Source organism: Dysgonomonas sp. GY617 (assembly GCF_015233815.1).
GTDB lineage: Bacteria > Bacteroidota > Bacteroidia > Bacteroidales > Dysgonomonadaceae > Dysgonomonas_A.
Window position 1 is genome coordinate 1 of sequence record NZ_JADCLR010000026.1, and the last position, 15,661, is coordinate 15,661.

At 34.9% G+C, this 15,661-nt stretch carries 13 protein-coding genes and 1 pseudogene; 12 read left to right on the plus strand and 2 right to left on the minus strand.

From position 1 onward, the window contains the following. From IR022_RS14740 to IR022_RS14770, 7 genes are all read left to right on the plus strand, one after another. On the plus strand, positions 1-225 hold a 225-nt coding region (locus IR022_RS14740), incomplete at its 5' end, for a T9SS type A sorting domain-containing protein (protein ID WP_194203402.1). A gap of 8 nt (positions 226-233) precedes the next feature. After that, entirely contained in the window at positions 234-3,659 is a 3,426-nt protein-coding gene (locus IR022_RS14745; protein WP_194204305.1) for a hypothetical protein, read from the plus strand. Positions 3,660-3,670: 11 nt separating this feature from the next. Next, complete coding sequence (locus IR022_RS14750) at positions 3,671-4,561, plus strand: hypothetical protein (RefSeq protein ID WP_194204306.1); 891 nt, start codon at positions 3,671-3,673, stop codon at positions 4,559-4,561. A gap of 5 nt (positions 4,562-4,566) precedes the next feature. Beyond that, positions 4,567-5,622, plus strand: a complete 1,056-nt coding sequence (locus IR022_RS14755) for a DUF6443 domain-containing protein (RefSeq protein WP_194204307.1) — start codon at positions 4,567-4,569, stop codon at positions 5,620-5,622. After that, positions 5,556-6,578 (plus strand): RHS repeat domain-containing protein, encoded by a 1,023-nt coding sequence (locus IR022_RS14760; protein ID WP_194204308.1) that lies wholly within the window; start codon positions 5,556-5,558, stop codon positions 6,576-6,578. The genes IR022_RS14755 and IR022_RS14760 overlap by 67 nt, the downstream gene beginning before the upstream one ends. A 186-nt stretch (positions 6,579-6,764) precedes the next feature. Next, positions 6,765-8,033, plus strand: coding sequence for an RHS repeat domain-containing protein (locus tag IR022_RS14765; protein WP_194204309.1), 1,269 nt, complete (start codon positions 6,765-6,767; stop codon positions 8,031-8,033). 5 nt (positions 8,034-8,038) lie between these two features. Then, on the plus strand, positions 8,039-8,389 hold the full coding sequence (locus IR022_RS14770) for a hypothetical protein (RefSeq protein ID WP_194204310.1): 351 nt from the start codon (positions 8,039-8,041) through the stop codon (positions 8,387-8,389). Positions 8,390-8,640: 251 nt separating this feature from the next. Here IR022_RS14770 and IR022_RS14775 read toward each other — a convergent pair whose 3' ends face one another. Then, positions 8,641-9,036, minus strand: coding sequence for a hypothetical protein (locus tag IR022_RS14775; protein ID WP_194204311.1), 396 nt, complete (start codon positions 9,034-9,036; stop codon positions 8,641-8,643). A 53-nt stretch (positions 9,037-9,089) separates the two neighbouring features. On the opposite strand from IR022_RS14775, the gene IR022_RS14780 reads away from it, so the two are divergent. After that, on the plus strand, positions 9,090-9,983 hold the full coding sequence (locus IR022_RS14780; RefSeq protein WP_317174087.1) for an ATP-binding cassette domain-containing protein: 894 nt from the start codon (positions 9,090-9,092) through the stop codon (positions 9,981-9,983). A gap of 284 nt (positions 9,984-10,267) precedes the next feature. Here IR022_RS14780 and IR022_RS20395 read toward each other — a convergent pair. Then, positions 10,268-10,770, minus strand: a pseudogene (locus IR022_RS20395) (phosphatase PAP2 family protein). 860 nt (positions 10,771-11,630) lie between these two features. On the opposite strand from IR022_RS20395, the gene IR022_RS14790 reads away from it, so the two are divergent. The 4 genes from IR022_RS14790 (at position 11,631) to IR022_RS14805 (ending at position 15,647) form a co-directional block, all read left to right on the plus strand. Further along, entirely contained in the window at positions 11,631-12,479 is an 849-nt protein-coding gene (locus tag IR022_RS14790; protein WP_194204313.1) for a helix-turn-helix domain-containing protein, read from the plus strand. Positions 12,480-12,840: 361 nt separating this feature from the next. Beyond that, positions 12,841-13,452, plus strand: coding sequence for a DUF3575 domain-containing protein (locus IR022_RS14795; RefSeq protein ID WP_194204314.1), 612 nt, complete (start codon positions 12,841-12,843; stop codon positions 13,450-13,452). 55 nt (positions 13,453-13,507) lie between these two features. Beyond that, positions 13,508-14,641 carry a hypothetical protein gene (locus tag IR022_RS14800; RefSeq protein ID WP_194204315.1) on the plus strand — a complete coding sequence of 378 codons (1,134 nt, stop codon included), beginning with the start codon at positions 13,508-13,510 and terminating at the stop codon, positions 14,639-14,641. Between the two features lie 118 nt (positions 14,642-14,759). Then, the gene (locus tag IR022_RS14805) at positions 14,760-15,647 is read left to right on the plus strand and encodes a FimB/Mfa2 family fimbrial subunit (RefSeq protein WP_194204316.1); all 888 of its coding nucleotides are present in this window, start codon (positions 14,760-14,762) and stop codon (positions 15,645-15,647) included. The last annotated feature ends 14 nt before the right edge of the window (positions 15,648-15,661 follow it).

The following is a 15,661-nucleotide window of genomic DNA, read 5'->3' on the forward strand; positions in this document are numbered from 1 at the left end:
GTAGAATCTCAATTGACTCTAGAATATTATCTGGAAAATACAACAACGGTCAATATTAGCTTGTATTCAATGGATGGTAAGTTGGTAAAGAATCAGTCTATTGGCAAACTAGATAAAGGTATACATACGGAGTATATGGATTGTAGTAGCCTTGTTAAAGGGACGTATATTCTAAGAATTGAGGCTAATAACAAATCAACTTCTGATAAAATTATTAAAAAGTGAAAAATAATATGAAGAAAATAATAACTATAGTTGCACTCTTTTTTTTAATAACGAGTTATGTAAGAGCACAAATAACTGAAGTTGAAATTGCTAAAATTATCCCTCCTTCCCCCAATGCACAAACATTCCTGAAATATGGAGACTTTCCTATTTCTTATTTTACAGGTATCCCCAATATAAATATACCTATTTATCAGATTCAACTACAGGACTTCAATTTTCCTATCTCTCTTTCTTATAATGCTTCAGGCATACAAGTAAATGAAGATGCAAGCAGAACAGGTCTTGGTTGGGTTCTTAATACAGGAGGTCTTATAAGCCGAACTATTGTTGGAGGAGATGATTTTGGAGATCCTGATCGATACCCTTATTTAAACAGTGACCTCTGGGACTACAGAATGCACTCAAACCAAGTAACATACCCTGTAATACATGGTTGCTCATGGAACTTTACAGGACCTACAAGTTCATTGACACAATGGTTGTTCGGAAAAGATAACCATGATCTGGCTCCAGATATATTTAATTATAACTTTAATGGATATTCTGGTTCGTTTTCTTTTACACATAACGGATCAATCTACAAACAATCCTCTGATAATTTGGTGATAAAATCAAAAAAAGGAACAGAAAAAGATGGATTTAATTGGGAGATTATCACCCCTGATGGAGCTACTTATACTTTTAACCAGAGAGAATATCATCATACACAAAACCATTTTGCACCTATTAGTAATAAACAGATCTCGACTTGGTATTTATCAGAGATAAAAACAATTAACGGAAACAAGATCGAGTTTAAATATGATGTTCAAAAAACATATTCATTTTCAATATCAGGAATTAGTCAAGAATATGGCTATAAAGAAGGAGAGGGCTATGCTTTACGTACTTCACAACCATATAACGATGGAACTTTTTATGATATTGTGACATTATCAGATATTACATTTCCTAATGGATTAGTCTCTTTTTCCTATAGTAATGAAAGAAAAGATCAATCTTATGAACCTAAGTTGGATGCTCTAACCGTGAAATCTTCTTCAAATAATGAAACTGTAAAACATGTTGAATTCAAGTATGACTATTTTCAGTCAAATGCTTTAGGAAACGAAGTTGTTAGTATAGAAAGGATAAAATACATTATAGGAGATTTGACTGGGCATCCTTTTTATAAAGCAATTTCCGATGATTGGAATAAATTTAGGCTAAAATTGAAAGGTATTGAGATTGGAACGGACAAAAAAGAGAAATATGAGTTTAAATACAATGAAAAAGATTTACCAACAAAGTTATCAACTGCCAGAGACCATTGGGGATACTATAACGGAAAATCCAACATACATTTAATTCCCAATCAGAAATTTAATAACCCCTTGCGTTCAACTACAACTATTGAAGGTGGACTTTCAGATAGGCCTGCAAACCGTGAAGTAGATCCAAATTATAGCCAAGCCTTTGTTCTGACCGAGATAATGTACCCGACAGGAGGAAAAACGACCTTTGAATACGAATCCAACCGTTATAATACTGCTAAATTCGATGGGGATCCTCTTCGCCAAAACTATATGTATGAACAAAAAAAAGTAAGTATCATTGGTACTCCAGAATATCGTGCACCTATGTATGGGCCTTTTGCTAAAGAATTTTTTTCTATTTCTTCGGCAGACTGCACAGCAAATGGGGCAGTTACAGTAGGCTTTACTAAGCGAATTATCTTTGCAACGAATAGATCCGGCTTACCTTCATCAAAAAATATTATAATGAGGGTCAAAAATATTGATACAGGAAAAATTATTCATGAATCAAATGACGATCATAGCTTCTATTCTTTTTATGACAATGATTTAAATAAAAAAGAAATATCAATAACAATACGCAATCTTATATTAGTTCCTGGAAACTATGAATTAGAGGTTTCTGGAGATCTAAGGGAGTATTTGGATAGCTTCTATCTAGAGTTAACTTGGCTGACAGGACCTGAGACATATGTCAAAAATAATCCGATATCTTATGCAGGAGGTTTAAGAATACACAGAATGGCATCAAGTAGTAATGGTCAAATACTAGAAACTAAATCGTATGAATATGATTTTAATAATTCTATACTAACCACAAACTATCCAAGATATTGGAATATCAACTTCTCTGGAAAAGCAAGAACTCCATTTATATCATCTTCTGGGTTAAGGAGTCACAAAACACCTGTGGGCTATGGAATTGTTACTGTTCTCCAAGGAAATAACTACGGAGATAATGGTAGTAGTGTTTACAAGTACCAAATTAAACCAGATAAGCATTTGGACTATTCATATCGGGCTCCAGGCTATACAAACTTACCCACAAATTATACCGTACCCTTCGATCATGCACCTGTAGGTTCGGCTCCATTAACTTTTAGTTATATCCAAAACGGTGCATTATTAGAGGAAAAACACTCTAAGAAAGAAAACAACAGTTATTCAATAATCAAACAAGTCAATTATGACTACGAAACAGATGATGATGCTATCTTATGGGGGATTGTAATTCCCTCAGGAACAGGTCAGAATAATTCTGGTAATTTTGAGAATTTTGTATGTCAAGAAACTAATAAAACAAGTCCCCTATCAGCTTATTTATATCCAGCGATTAATCCTCAATGGATAAGACTGACGAAAAAGACAGAACAAGAAATAACAGGAAATAATATTGTTGAAATTGAAACAAGTTATGAGTATAACCAAACAAATAAACAAATAAGAAAACAAGAAATTTCGGATAGCAACAACAAGAATGTAATAATGAAATATTTGTACCCAGCAGATATACCTACTAATATATCTACTGAATTAAAAAACAACAATTTAGTAAATACGATCTTGGAATTAAAGAAGGAAACCAATGGAAAACTACAACAAATAACCTATGATTATAAGTTATTTGGAACAATACCTAGACTTTCTGAGACAAAAACTAACACGTCGAAAGAGCAATCTCTAGAAGTCCGCGTGAGTCATCAAAGTTACGACAGTTATGGTAATCCACTTTATCTAGTAAAAGACGATATTACAAGAACCGTTTACCTTTGGTCATATAATGGCCAACATCCTATTGCTGAAATCAAGAATATGAGTTATACTTATGAAGAAATAGAGGCCATCATTAAATCTGTGTTTTCAGTGGCAAGTATTGATGCATTGTCAAAATTGATATCACCTAATGAGACAAAACTTAAAGACGGAACTCTACAAAACTCCTTACCCAATGCTCTAGTAACCACCTATACTTACAAGCCTTTAGTTGGTATTTTAACAATGACTGATCCCAGAGAAGTCACTACTCTTTATGAGTACGACACTTTCGGAAGATTAAAAGCAACTTATATCCAAGAAAAAAGTAGCACCATTAAGAAACTTCTTCAATCTTACGATTACCATTATCAAAATCAATAAAAGAAGAAAAAATGAAAAGATATAGTATAATATTATTATTTAGTATAGTTTTAATACTAAATGTCTATTCTCAAACGCCTAATGCAGGAAGTTTCTATGTTGCCGGAGATGAGAACACCTATTATCCAGTTGCATTTGTCGATGCAGGCTGGAATAATAATGAAGCTACTCTGTTAAAACTCGGGAGATCTGATGTACATACAGATAAAAGTTGGAATGGGTCGCTGATTGCCACATTTGAATTTCATACAGCAAGATGGGGACATGGATCAAGTTTTGTAAATGCTGATATAGCACAACACCATCCTGCTTCGAAACACTTTATAGGTGGATGGAAAGATGCTACACTAACAACTAGCGCCTCTCATTTAATTATTTGGCTGAGAGGGGCAGCCACTTATCATTATCGATCAAACTACCCCCAAACCCCACAACTTACCAGTAGTAGCTTAACCCTAAGCGGAATAACCTATAATCCTAAAACCGGAATCGATAGTTATGTCAATCTTGGAGGTTTAAGCCTATCAGGTGGTATAAAAGTAAACTCTACCATAGTGCCCAGTAGCTTTGCAGGTGACGTTGGCATCGGCACCGAGAGTCCTCAAGCAAAACTTGATGTCAGAGGCGTGATTTCAGCCACGGAAGTTAAAGTACAGGTATTAACTGGTGCTGATCATGTTTTCCATGAGTCTTATGATTTAAAACCCTTATCGGAAGTAGAAGACTTTATTACAGAAAATAAACACCTACCGGAAATCCCCTCCGAAAAGCAAATGCAAGAAGAAGGACTCAGCATCAATGAATTTCAAATCAAACTACTTCAAAAGATCGAAGAGCTCACTCTCTATACCATAGAGCTTAGAAAAGAAGTAGATCAACTTAAGACAAAAAGTAAAAACTAATCACAATGAGGAAACCATTATTATATATACTGCTCCTTTGTAGCACCATTGGTCTGCAAGCACAAAAAGATGTTATTGAGTACAAAACGGCTCCCTCTACAGCAAAAAATGAAGCCTGTAAAGGTTTTATTCTACAGCCAGGCTTTACTTTTAAAGCTACAAGTACAAGTAGTATGACCTTTAGTATCAACACTGCCGCCTGTAGCGTGTCCGAAACTAAAACATCTATTTCATCCAATCAGAACTATATCGTCACCTTGACCCCTCTTGGACAAACTAAGGCTGTTTCTTATAATGATAAGACTATTACGGTGGACCGAACGATAGAAGGTGATGTAAATGTCTTAACCCAGATTCAGTACTTCGATGGACTTGGCCGCCCTGTCCAAACTGTCGATATGGGTGCGACTCCATCTAAAAAAGATATGCTCCATTTACTAGAATACGATACCTTCGGTAGAGAAAGTAAATCCTGGCTACCTTTAAACAGTAGTGTTGGTACTGGTGAGTATCGAAATCCGGCAGATATCATAAGTCGAGCTAACTCTGAGTACAAAGACAGCCGAGCCTTCAGTGAACCTGAATATGAAGCTTCCCCTTTAAACCGTGTAATAAAACAGTATGGACCCGGAGATGCTTGGAAAAGCAATCCTGTTACTACTGGCTATTTGACTAATAATAGTACCTATCCTTGTATTATGTATAGCGTAGGAGGTACCAAAGATGCTCCTACACTGATAAAAGGAAGTAATTATGCAGACGGGCAGCTCTATGTTACCGAGATGAAAGACGAAGAGGGTAATACCTCTTACACATTCAAAGACAAGCTGGAACAAGTAGTCCTTACTCGTCAGATGAATGGAACAGACAAACTGGATACTTACTATGTCTATGACGATTTTGGTAATCTTACTTTTGTTCTTCCTCCACTGGCATCCACTGCTGCTGAATTGAATCTGTATGGCTACCAATACATCTATGACAAGCGTAACCGTTGCCCAAGAAGAAACTACCAGGAGCTGATTGGATTTTGTATGTATATGATAAAGCAGACCGTTTGATATTTACCCAAGATGGAGAACAACGTGCCAAAAGCGAATGGATGTTTTCCATTCCCGATGCTTTTGGACGAATAGTGCTAACTGGGACCTGTAAAAACGCAATAACAAATCTTGCTTTTTTAGAGAATATAGTAGTTAATGCTAAGATGAATTTAGCTAACGTAACTAATAAATATTACGATATTACCGGAATAAGTCTTACTACTGCAACTATATTGTCTGCTAATTATTATGATAACTATGAGTTCAAAATAAAAGATGATTTTACGAAACTCAATTATGTTGCTCAAAGTGGATATGGAACACAATATGTTAATAGTAAAGGATTGTTAACCGGGAGCATGACAGCTATATTGGACGGCTCTGGTAAATATTTATATACCTCCTTGTATTATGATTATAAAGGAAATGTTATTCAGAGTAAATCAACTAACCACATAGATGGGGTGGAGAGTGAATATATAGCCTATACCTTTGCTGGAAGTCCTACAAAAAGACTGCATACTCATACTGCTAATGGAAAAACAACCCAAACAGAACTGTATACTTATGCTTATGATCACGCAGGGCGAATGACTTCTACCAAGCATAAACTCAACAATGGGTCAGAAATACTTCTGGCACAGAACTCATATGATGAGTTGGGGAGGTTAACTACCTCTACAGCTAATAATCAGGCTGGTCTCAAAACAACTTATGTCTATAATATTCGCTCTTGGGTTAATAGTATAACCAATACTCATTTTATAGAGAACCTCACCTATAAACTCAGTGGGAATATAGCTACTCAGGAATGGAAACAAGCTAATAAAACTAGAAAGTACACCTTTGACTATGATAACTTGTCAAGGATAAAATCGGTAACTTATACTAACCCTGACCCCAATTTCTCTAAGGAGAAGTTTGCGGAGAATATGACTTACGATAAACATGGGAATATCAAAACCATAAAATGAGAGGGACTTACAGGTGAAGCTGCTTACGGGACTATTGACGATCTGACATTTGATTACACTGGTACTGGTAATCAGTTAAGATATATTACTGATCTTGGACCAAATGTAAACCTGGCTACTTCCGCAGATTTTAAAGACTATAGTAAGGTGACTACAGCGGAGTATACTTTTAATAAAAATGGGGCGATGACTAAAGATCTAAATAAGGGTATTTCCTCTATTACTTACAATAGCCTGAATCTTCCAATACAAATGGATATCAAAAACCCTGTAGCTGAGGCTAGGAATGACTATACTTACACTGTCACGGGAACAAAACTGAAGGTGATCAAGAAATGGAATCCTAATTATTCGACTACGCCTCTGATTGGAACAACTATTAATCCTTCTTTATTGACTTTAAGTGAAACGACTGATTATGTTGGTAATAAAATTTATGAAAATGGGGTCTTAAAGAGAATATTAACTGATAATGGATATATTGAAGAAAATACTTACTATTTTTACATTAAGGATCATTTGGGTAATAATAGGATTGTGGCTAATGCTTCGGCTGGTCTTATACAGAGTACTCAGTATTATCCCTTCGGTATGGCATTTGCTGAAGGTACAACAACGGAGCAGGGGAAGCAGCCATACAAGTATAATGGAAAGGAACTGGATCAATCGCATGGGCTTAATCAGTATGATTATAGTGCCAGGTATTATGATCCCGCGTATGGCAGGTTTACGACTCAAGATCCACTCAGTGAGAAGTTCTACAACTGGTCGCCATACGTATACTGCATGAACAATCCGGTGAAATTAGTTGATAAAGACGGGAAGCGTCCGGATTTTCCTCCAGGAGCTTTTGGTCAGCCGGATAATATTAAAGCATCTGCTATTCAGCAGAAAGTGGAACCTATGATGGTCGAAGCAGCTAGGCCAGCTGCTATGAGTACAAATTATGGAGCATCAGGTAGTTATTTGTATGGTGGCGGAGTATCACAATCTCAGACTGTTCTATTAAAAGGACAAGATAATGGTACTGGCAATATTTATAATAAGACAAATTTAGGGTCAGGAACACCAGGAGCAGATTTTAGTGTTGGACTTGAGTTTACTTTTTTGCAAGGAGATTCCTTTTTGTTTAATGCACAGTCCTTAGAGGGAGCCTCTAAAGACCAAACAGTTACAGCTGGAGGTGGCGGAGTGGTCATTAGTCTCACCAAAAGTACCGCTACTACACCTGAAGGAGGGGAAGTAAAATCTTATGGAATCAAAATTGGTGTTGGCACTAGTGGAATAGGCTATAGTGTTACCGATGGAAATTCAACACAGATAGCAGGTGCACAGGGTTCTAAAGAAAAAGAAAAACAAAAAGATCAGTACAAGGAACAACAAGCGGAAAAACAAAAACAACAGAATAGCCAAACGATGGTTAGTAGTTTTTGGAATTGGATGACAAATAATTGACGTCAATGAAAATAAAATTTAAGTATATATCCTATATCGCAGGTATATTAGCATCTATTTTCTTTTACTTCTATTTGGACAGAGATCAAGAAAAAACGAAAGTTCAAGAAAATATCGAATATCCCTTTATAAACAAAAATAGTTATGATTATCAAGGGGTAATAACAAAACGCTCTATCAGTGGAGTTTATAAAGGTGCATATTTATTTGATCTATCCAATGGTCAGAAGTTCTCTACCTCAGGTTTTAGTTTTCTCAAAGTTGGAGATTCTATCCATAGACCAGCTAATGCAGATATAATATATTTATATATAGATAGAGAATTAGATTCTATACCATTACATAGAGATAGATAGCCCCGGATGCCTCCTCGGTTTCCACACGATTTTACTGTCTGGAAAATGATCTATAATATAAAAATCCAGTAGGTTAAATTGAATTGCCCCCTAAAAGTTATGCATAACTTTAGGGGGCATTTTTAGAAAATATCGTTTTAAAGAAAAATTATCATCTGTATTTGCTTCAAATAATAACTCCCGTAGGTTAATGACCTTGCGGGAGTTTTGTATTATAGGATAACAATAGTTTTACACGTTAAATAGCTCATTCAATCCTCTTCTAACATCGCTTTTATCTCCTCCTCTATCTTCGGATATTCATCGGTCTTGTCATATAATACTTGCCTTAATTCGTTGTATTTATCGCCATAAAATTGAATCTCCGCCTGATCTTTCCTATGTCTTCTCCAAACAAACAAGAAAAACACCAATAGAATACAAAACGCACTAGCACCGATTATAAAAACAAAAAGAACATCAGCTCTGAATGCACGGGCTTGGTTATCCATCTGTACCAGATAGAACTTCTTATCCGCCTCCAATAAAGCAGGAGCATCCCTTTGCTTGTCTATCTTTCCTTGGGTAGCTTTCTCCAGTTTACTATACTCCAGAGCCTTTTTGTAATCCCCCATTTGCTCAAAATAATCAATCAAGGCAGAATACATAACCTTAAGAGTATAAGTATATTTTAAAAGGAGTTTCTCTAGTCTTAACAGACATAACACTTCACAATCTCCAAAACGTATCAGTAGAAATCCCTCTGCAGATAATGACAGTGATAACAGGAGTTGCAGGATCAGGGAAAAGCTCCTTGATTCAAGCATTAATAAAAAAATATGCTGATATTATACTTATAGGTCAAAGTGGTTTGCGTGGATCAAAGAGATCAAATACGGCAACATATACAGGCATTATGGATATGATCAGAGATTTATTTGCAAAGGCAAACAATGTAAGAGCATCTTTATTCAGCACGAATTCCGATGGGGCTTGTACCGAATGCAAAGGTCTGGGTATTATCTCAACCGATCTCGCTTTTATGGATACTGTAGAAATAGAGTGCGAACTTTGCAGAGGTAGCGGTTATAAACAGAATGTATTGGAATATAAATTGCGAGAGAAAACTATTGTTGATATTATGTCCTTTACTCTAGCAGAGTCTAAAGATTTCTTTTCTGAAACCGAAATACACTCAGTCTTAGATCGGCTATGTAATGTCGGATTAGGCTATTTAACAATAGGTCAATCTTTAAATACACTATCGGGAGGCGAACGCCAACGCCTAAAGCTTGCAAATGAATTGGGTAAAAAAGGTCAAATTTATGTGTTTGATGAACCAACCACAGGTTTACACGGATCCGATACATCAAAACTGCTAAAGCTTTTTAATAAATTGGCAAAAGAAAGCAATACAGTGATCATTGTTGAGCATAATCTGGATGTTATCAGCCAAGCGGACTGGATTATTGATATGGGAGTGGGAGCAGGACGTAATGGTGGGAAAATTATATTTGAAGGTCATCCTAATAAGCTAATAGAAGATAAGGTTTCGCTAACCGGTAAATATTTAAAAAGATATATAGATGGCGGAATCACATCTATTGCAACTTAATGAATCCCCCTCTCATAAGAAAACAAAAGGTATTTGATCAGAGTAAGAATTATATAAATCGATAATTTATGTAGGATAAATCAACACTTTAACATCTACTTTTCGATAATATCAGAAAGATTATCATACTGGTTATTAAACTCTTTTTCTTTATTCTACGAAAGAATCTGATATAACAATTTTAGGCTGAGTTTGTCGTACAATTTTTATAGAATAGTCTTGTGCAAAGCTGAATGAGACACAAGAGAAAAACAATAAAAAAACAATGTAGCGTGTTTCATTTCTTATTTATTTAAAATATTATTTGTTAGAATTACAATCTTATCGCTGAAGAGAGTAAAAAGAAAAACATATGTGATAACTGTATCTGTGAGTATTTTCGTACGGTGTTGCGAATAGATACACACATTCTGCCCTTTGGCTATTCGTTTGATATATAGAATATAAAATTGATACACCAATATCCCGATGACTATTCCCGAAATAGCTCCTGCAACAACATCCGATATAAAATGGACTCCGAGATATACACGAGAATAAGACAAATAAATGCCCACAGAGAAATTACACATCTGTAAATTTTATTTCTAAACAGCAAGCTGGTCAGTGTGGCAAAACCAAAAGAATTAGTCGCATGTCCCGATATAAAACCATACTTACCCCCAACATAGCCATATAAAGTTCTTACATCATTCATAAAATCAGGATGATGCGTCGAGCGAAGTCTACTAAATAAAGGTTTGCAGATATAAGATGAAAATTGATCACAAAAAACAAATAGAAGCACTATTGTAATTAAAACAGGCAACCATTCTTGCCATCTTTTTTTTATAAACCAGTGAGAGTAAAAAGAAAAGAATTAAAGGAATCCATATAACCGAACCTGAAAAAAGCCACATCACATTATCCCAAAAGTTGGTATGGGAGCCGTTTATTAGGAAAAACAAATTACGTTCGCATGGTAATATTATTTCGAGCATCACTTTCTTATATGATAGCTTTGCTCAAAAGTAAAAGCCAATTTCGTAGACATTTTGAATTTTACAATATCTGCTGTATTATTTTACATCAAAATTTCAATAAAGTTCAACTGATACAATTGATAATAGTTAAGGTTTACATCGTTCGATAATAAGAAGCTCTCTGTTATTATCTTACTGTCATTATCAGTAGGTTCATAATTGCACCTACTTTTACTTTTATTTCTTATCCTCATATAATTATAGAGGCACTCCGATAATGAATATATAATATATCAAGCTTCACTTAAGACAATATCTAGCACCTAAAAACAAAGAATAAACACCTACTTTATTCTTTAATCTCTTATCCAATTTCTCGGCATAATGCTATGGTTGAACTCTATATAGTATCAGCGAATCTCTCCTTCTTCAATAATATCTATCTTACAAAAAAACATATCTACAAGAACAATAGGGTGTTACAGTCTGTTATAACAAAGCAGTGGTATTAGGGAGTTTGCAGAATAGGCATCGCCACTACCCTTATTGAGTAATACCTTCGCTTAAATCCTCATACAAAACACATAATAAATAAAGAAAATCAGTTCGATCAGAATTGACAGATCTGTTAGGTCTGAAATTTACATGTTTGCAAAAGTAGAAATACAGAATCAGTTAACACGGTATGAGAACTTTACATTTAGAAAAAGGATCTTTCCTCCTCAACAATGGAGCAGGTGATGATCTTATTATAGAATATATAGAGCTGATAGAGAATAGTACATGGACTCTTTCAGATAAATACAGTACAATGATTTTTGTAATGAATGGAGAGTTATTGTTCTCCTTCAATGAATATAAAAATCAATTAATTGGTGAAGGAAAAGCCCTAATGATTCCCACTAGTTATAAATTTTCGGCTGTAACAAAACAAAACTGCACACTAATTACTATAAAGATTCCTGAGAGTATTCATTTTGATAGAAGCTTTGCTCTGGAATCCCTTCTCTCTACAAAGAGCAGTGAGTATACATATAATCTTTCTTATTTAGATATTAATGAAATGCTGTGGATGTATTTAATAAACTTGCAGTCATATTTGACGAAAGGGATACAATGTGCCCATTTATTGGAACTTAAGATCAAAGAATTATTTTTCATCTTTCAAACTTTCTATTCTAAAGAGAAACTTCTCGACTTCTTCTATCTTCATTTATCAACAGATATATCTTTTAGAGACTTAGTTTATAAGAACTATTCAAAAGCCAAAACGGCTCAAGAGCTGGCTTTTCTCATGAATTATAGCTCATCAGGTTTCCACAAACACTTTAAAAAAGTCTTTGGTATGCCTGCTTATCAATGGATACTCGAAAAACGATCTAAAATTATTTTGTATGAAATAAGCAAAAGTAAAAAATCGTTTAAGGAAATAAGTGAAGAATATGGCTTTAATTCCCCTGCCCACTTTAATGATTTCTGCAAAAACAAATTAGGTTCTTCCCCAGGAACTATCAGAAAAGAATCTATAAAATGAATTAAGGTAAAAATATAGTAAGAAAATATAAAAATCTATAACATCAGAGGGATATTTTTAAAATATATTTGCCAATGTTCAAGAAGAAGGTAGTAAAATTAGTTTTATAAAAGGTTACAGAAACTAAAGTAGTTGAACAAATTAGATATAGCACAAAGTTCTGTCATATTCTAAAATATGTTATCTGATATAGAATAAAAAAGGGTTATCTATATCCTCACTCAAATCCAACAAATTTTCAAGATACACAAAAGTATAAATAGATCAGAATTAAATGGTCTGACAAGCACGTTATGGGTATATCTCTAAGAGAAAGGAACTCTTAATAGATTAATAAAGGTATTACAAAACTTAATGCATCATGGCTAAACGATTAGGTATAATCTGGGTTCTGTGCTTTTTAATGATAAATCAAACTTTACAAGCACAAGAAATTTCTATAAGCGATAAACAATACGCCACTCCTTCTTTTGCGATAAAATCAAATCTGCTCTATCTCGCAACTACCAGCATCAATTTGGGTGGCGAATTTAAAGTTTCCCCTCAATATACCCTAGACCTTTCGATCAATTATAACCCTTGGTCTTTCTCTAATAATAAAAAGTTTAAACATATATTGATTCAACCTGAATTGCGTTATTGGTTGAGCTCGCCTTACAGCGAACATTTTCTCGGATTTCACACTCTATATGCCCATTACAATTTGGGTGGTGTAAAATTGCCATTTGGCATTTTTCCCTCTTTACGAAACAATCGCTACCAAGGTAATCTATATGGTGCGGGGCTAGCTTACGGCTATCAATGGAACTTAGCAAAACAATGGAATCTCGAAACTTCTATTGGCTTAGGATATGTGTACATGAACTATAAACGCTATAATTGCCAAACGTGTGGCAACCTTATAGAAAGTAGTCACAGCCACTATTTTGGGGTTACAAAAGCAGGAATTTCTATTATCTATTTATTAAAATAAAGAGAGAATATTTTCTATAAGATCCATATTTATGAACATCTAATTTTAAATTACAATGAAAAAAAATTTCAACTTTTTAATGATTATCGTCATATTGATTACAGGCTTTGTTAGCTGTAATAATGACAATGAGGCCTCTCCCAATGAGTCGATCAATCCTAAAAGTGTAACTGTAAAAGTTAAGATAGGAGAAACAACAACTTACTCGGAAGGAGCAACTGCAGTAGGTGTTACTCCTGATCTAACTGATTTGAAGCTATTCTTTACTGATGGCACAAATATCTTAGACACAAGAGCAGCAACGGTGAGTTCTATTACTACGATTTCGGGCCAAACGTTTACTAATGTTCCCGGAGCTGCAACAAAAATTATAGTTGTAGGTAATGCCACAGTTCTAGCCTCTCCTACTCTACCCACAACTGGTACCGAAGCGGCACTAAAAGCGGCTATGATAGAAATTTCAAAACAAACTCATCCTAGAACTGCCGTAAATCTACAAGGAGAAGGTCTTATATCTGTTACAGCAGGAGTCTATACTGCTGCTTTGGATATATATCCAGCTGTATCGCATATTGAAATTGCTCAGGTTATAGCCAAAACAAGTGGAAATGGAGCACAATATCCCTTAACAGCATTTAAACTTACCGCAATTTATATTAATAACACTTATACAAAGCTAGGAATGGATAGGTCAACTCTTCCTACAGGTGTTGATATTTTAAATTATGGACAAAATGCTACACAATGGACTGCTTCGTATCCTGCCAGATTCTGTGACTTACCTGTAGGTCCAGCTACAGAATTAGGAGGTACTACAACAACAAAAGCTCCTACAACTGCCGGTCAGAAATGGGGATATTTTGTAGTATCGCCTCTTGCTAACAAGGGAACTACAATTGATGCAGCAGTACAGAGCTCCGTTCCTCATATTATATTGAAAATAGAAAATGCAGTAACTTCTGTATCGGGTGTTGTTCTACCTTCTCCTGCCTATATTACAGTACGAAGTTTGAAAAATGGAGCCACAGCTCTTACCGCATTAGATCCGGGTAAAGTATATAGCATTGCATCAATAGATATAGCAGGCGAAAACTTATCAGCGAAACCCGAGACTGCAGCAAAAGCAGATATAAATGTTACCGTAACTGTACACCCTTGGACTGATGTAACTGTTACACCTGATCTGTAATAGATAAAGATTCAAAAAAATCGGTTATTCAAAAATGCACATATCAAGCAGTATTTGAGGCTTAATAGTCTCAATACTGCGAAATATGCCAAAAGACAAATCTTTAAATATAGATACAATGAAACTGCTTAAAACTCTGTTTGTATTTCTGATAGCAGTATTATTTGGTGGATGTATTGACGAGGATACTAGTGATTGCCCACCAACTGAAAACTTCTCTTTAAGGTTTAATTATATAAATTTTGGGGAATATATAAACCGTGTCAATATAGGGATATTCGACCGTAGCGGTAGATGCATACAAGTAAGGCAGTTAGAAAAATCTGATTTGAATAATTCTCAAGGTATCACACTCTCACTAGATACAGGAAAATATACAGCTATATGCTGGGCCAATTCATTTGACAAAACCCGTATAAAAGGCTTAACCGTGGGATCTCTTATGTCAGATGGAGAAGTTTATCATACTAACTATGGAACTAATATTCCTATTAACAATAACGATTCCCTATATTATGGTTCACTCAATTTCTCTGTATTACCAGGAAATAATATTACCGACACACTTTACTTTAAACCTGCACATATAAGACTTAATGTGTATATAAAAGGATTAGAAATGCTTTCTCTGAAATCTTATGCAGCTAATGATCCCGCTATACGCATCAATAACCTATTGCCTCTCTATGATTTTAAGAGGCAACCAAAAGGAGCACCCGTAAGTTATTATCCATCGATAAGTGACTATACTGCAGAGATAATACATATTAAATGCGATGTATTGTACTTTAGTCTGAACGATAAAATAACAGTAGATATTCTGGAGAATACTATCTCGAATAAAGTATTATGGACTGTAGACCTTATTAAATTCACTCGTGACAATGGTATATCTATCGATGATAACCATCAGATCAATATTCCTCTGCAAGTTACTTTTTTAGACGGAAAGATTACCGTTTCATTGGCTCCATGGGGCAACAACCCTGTAGATCCTGACCTCTAACATTCTTGATTATA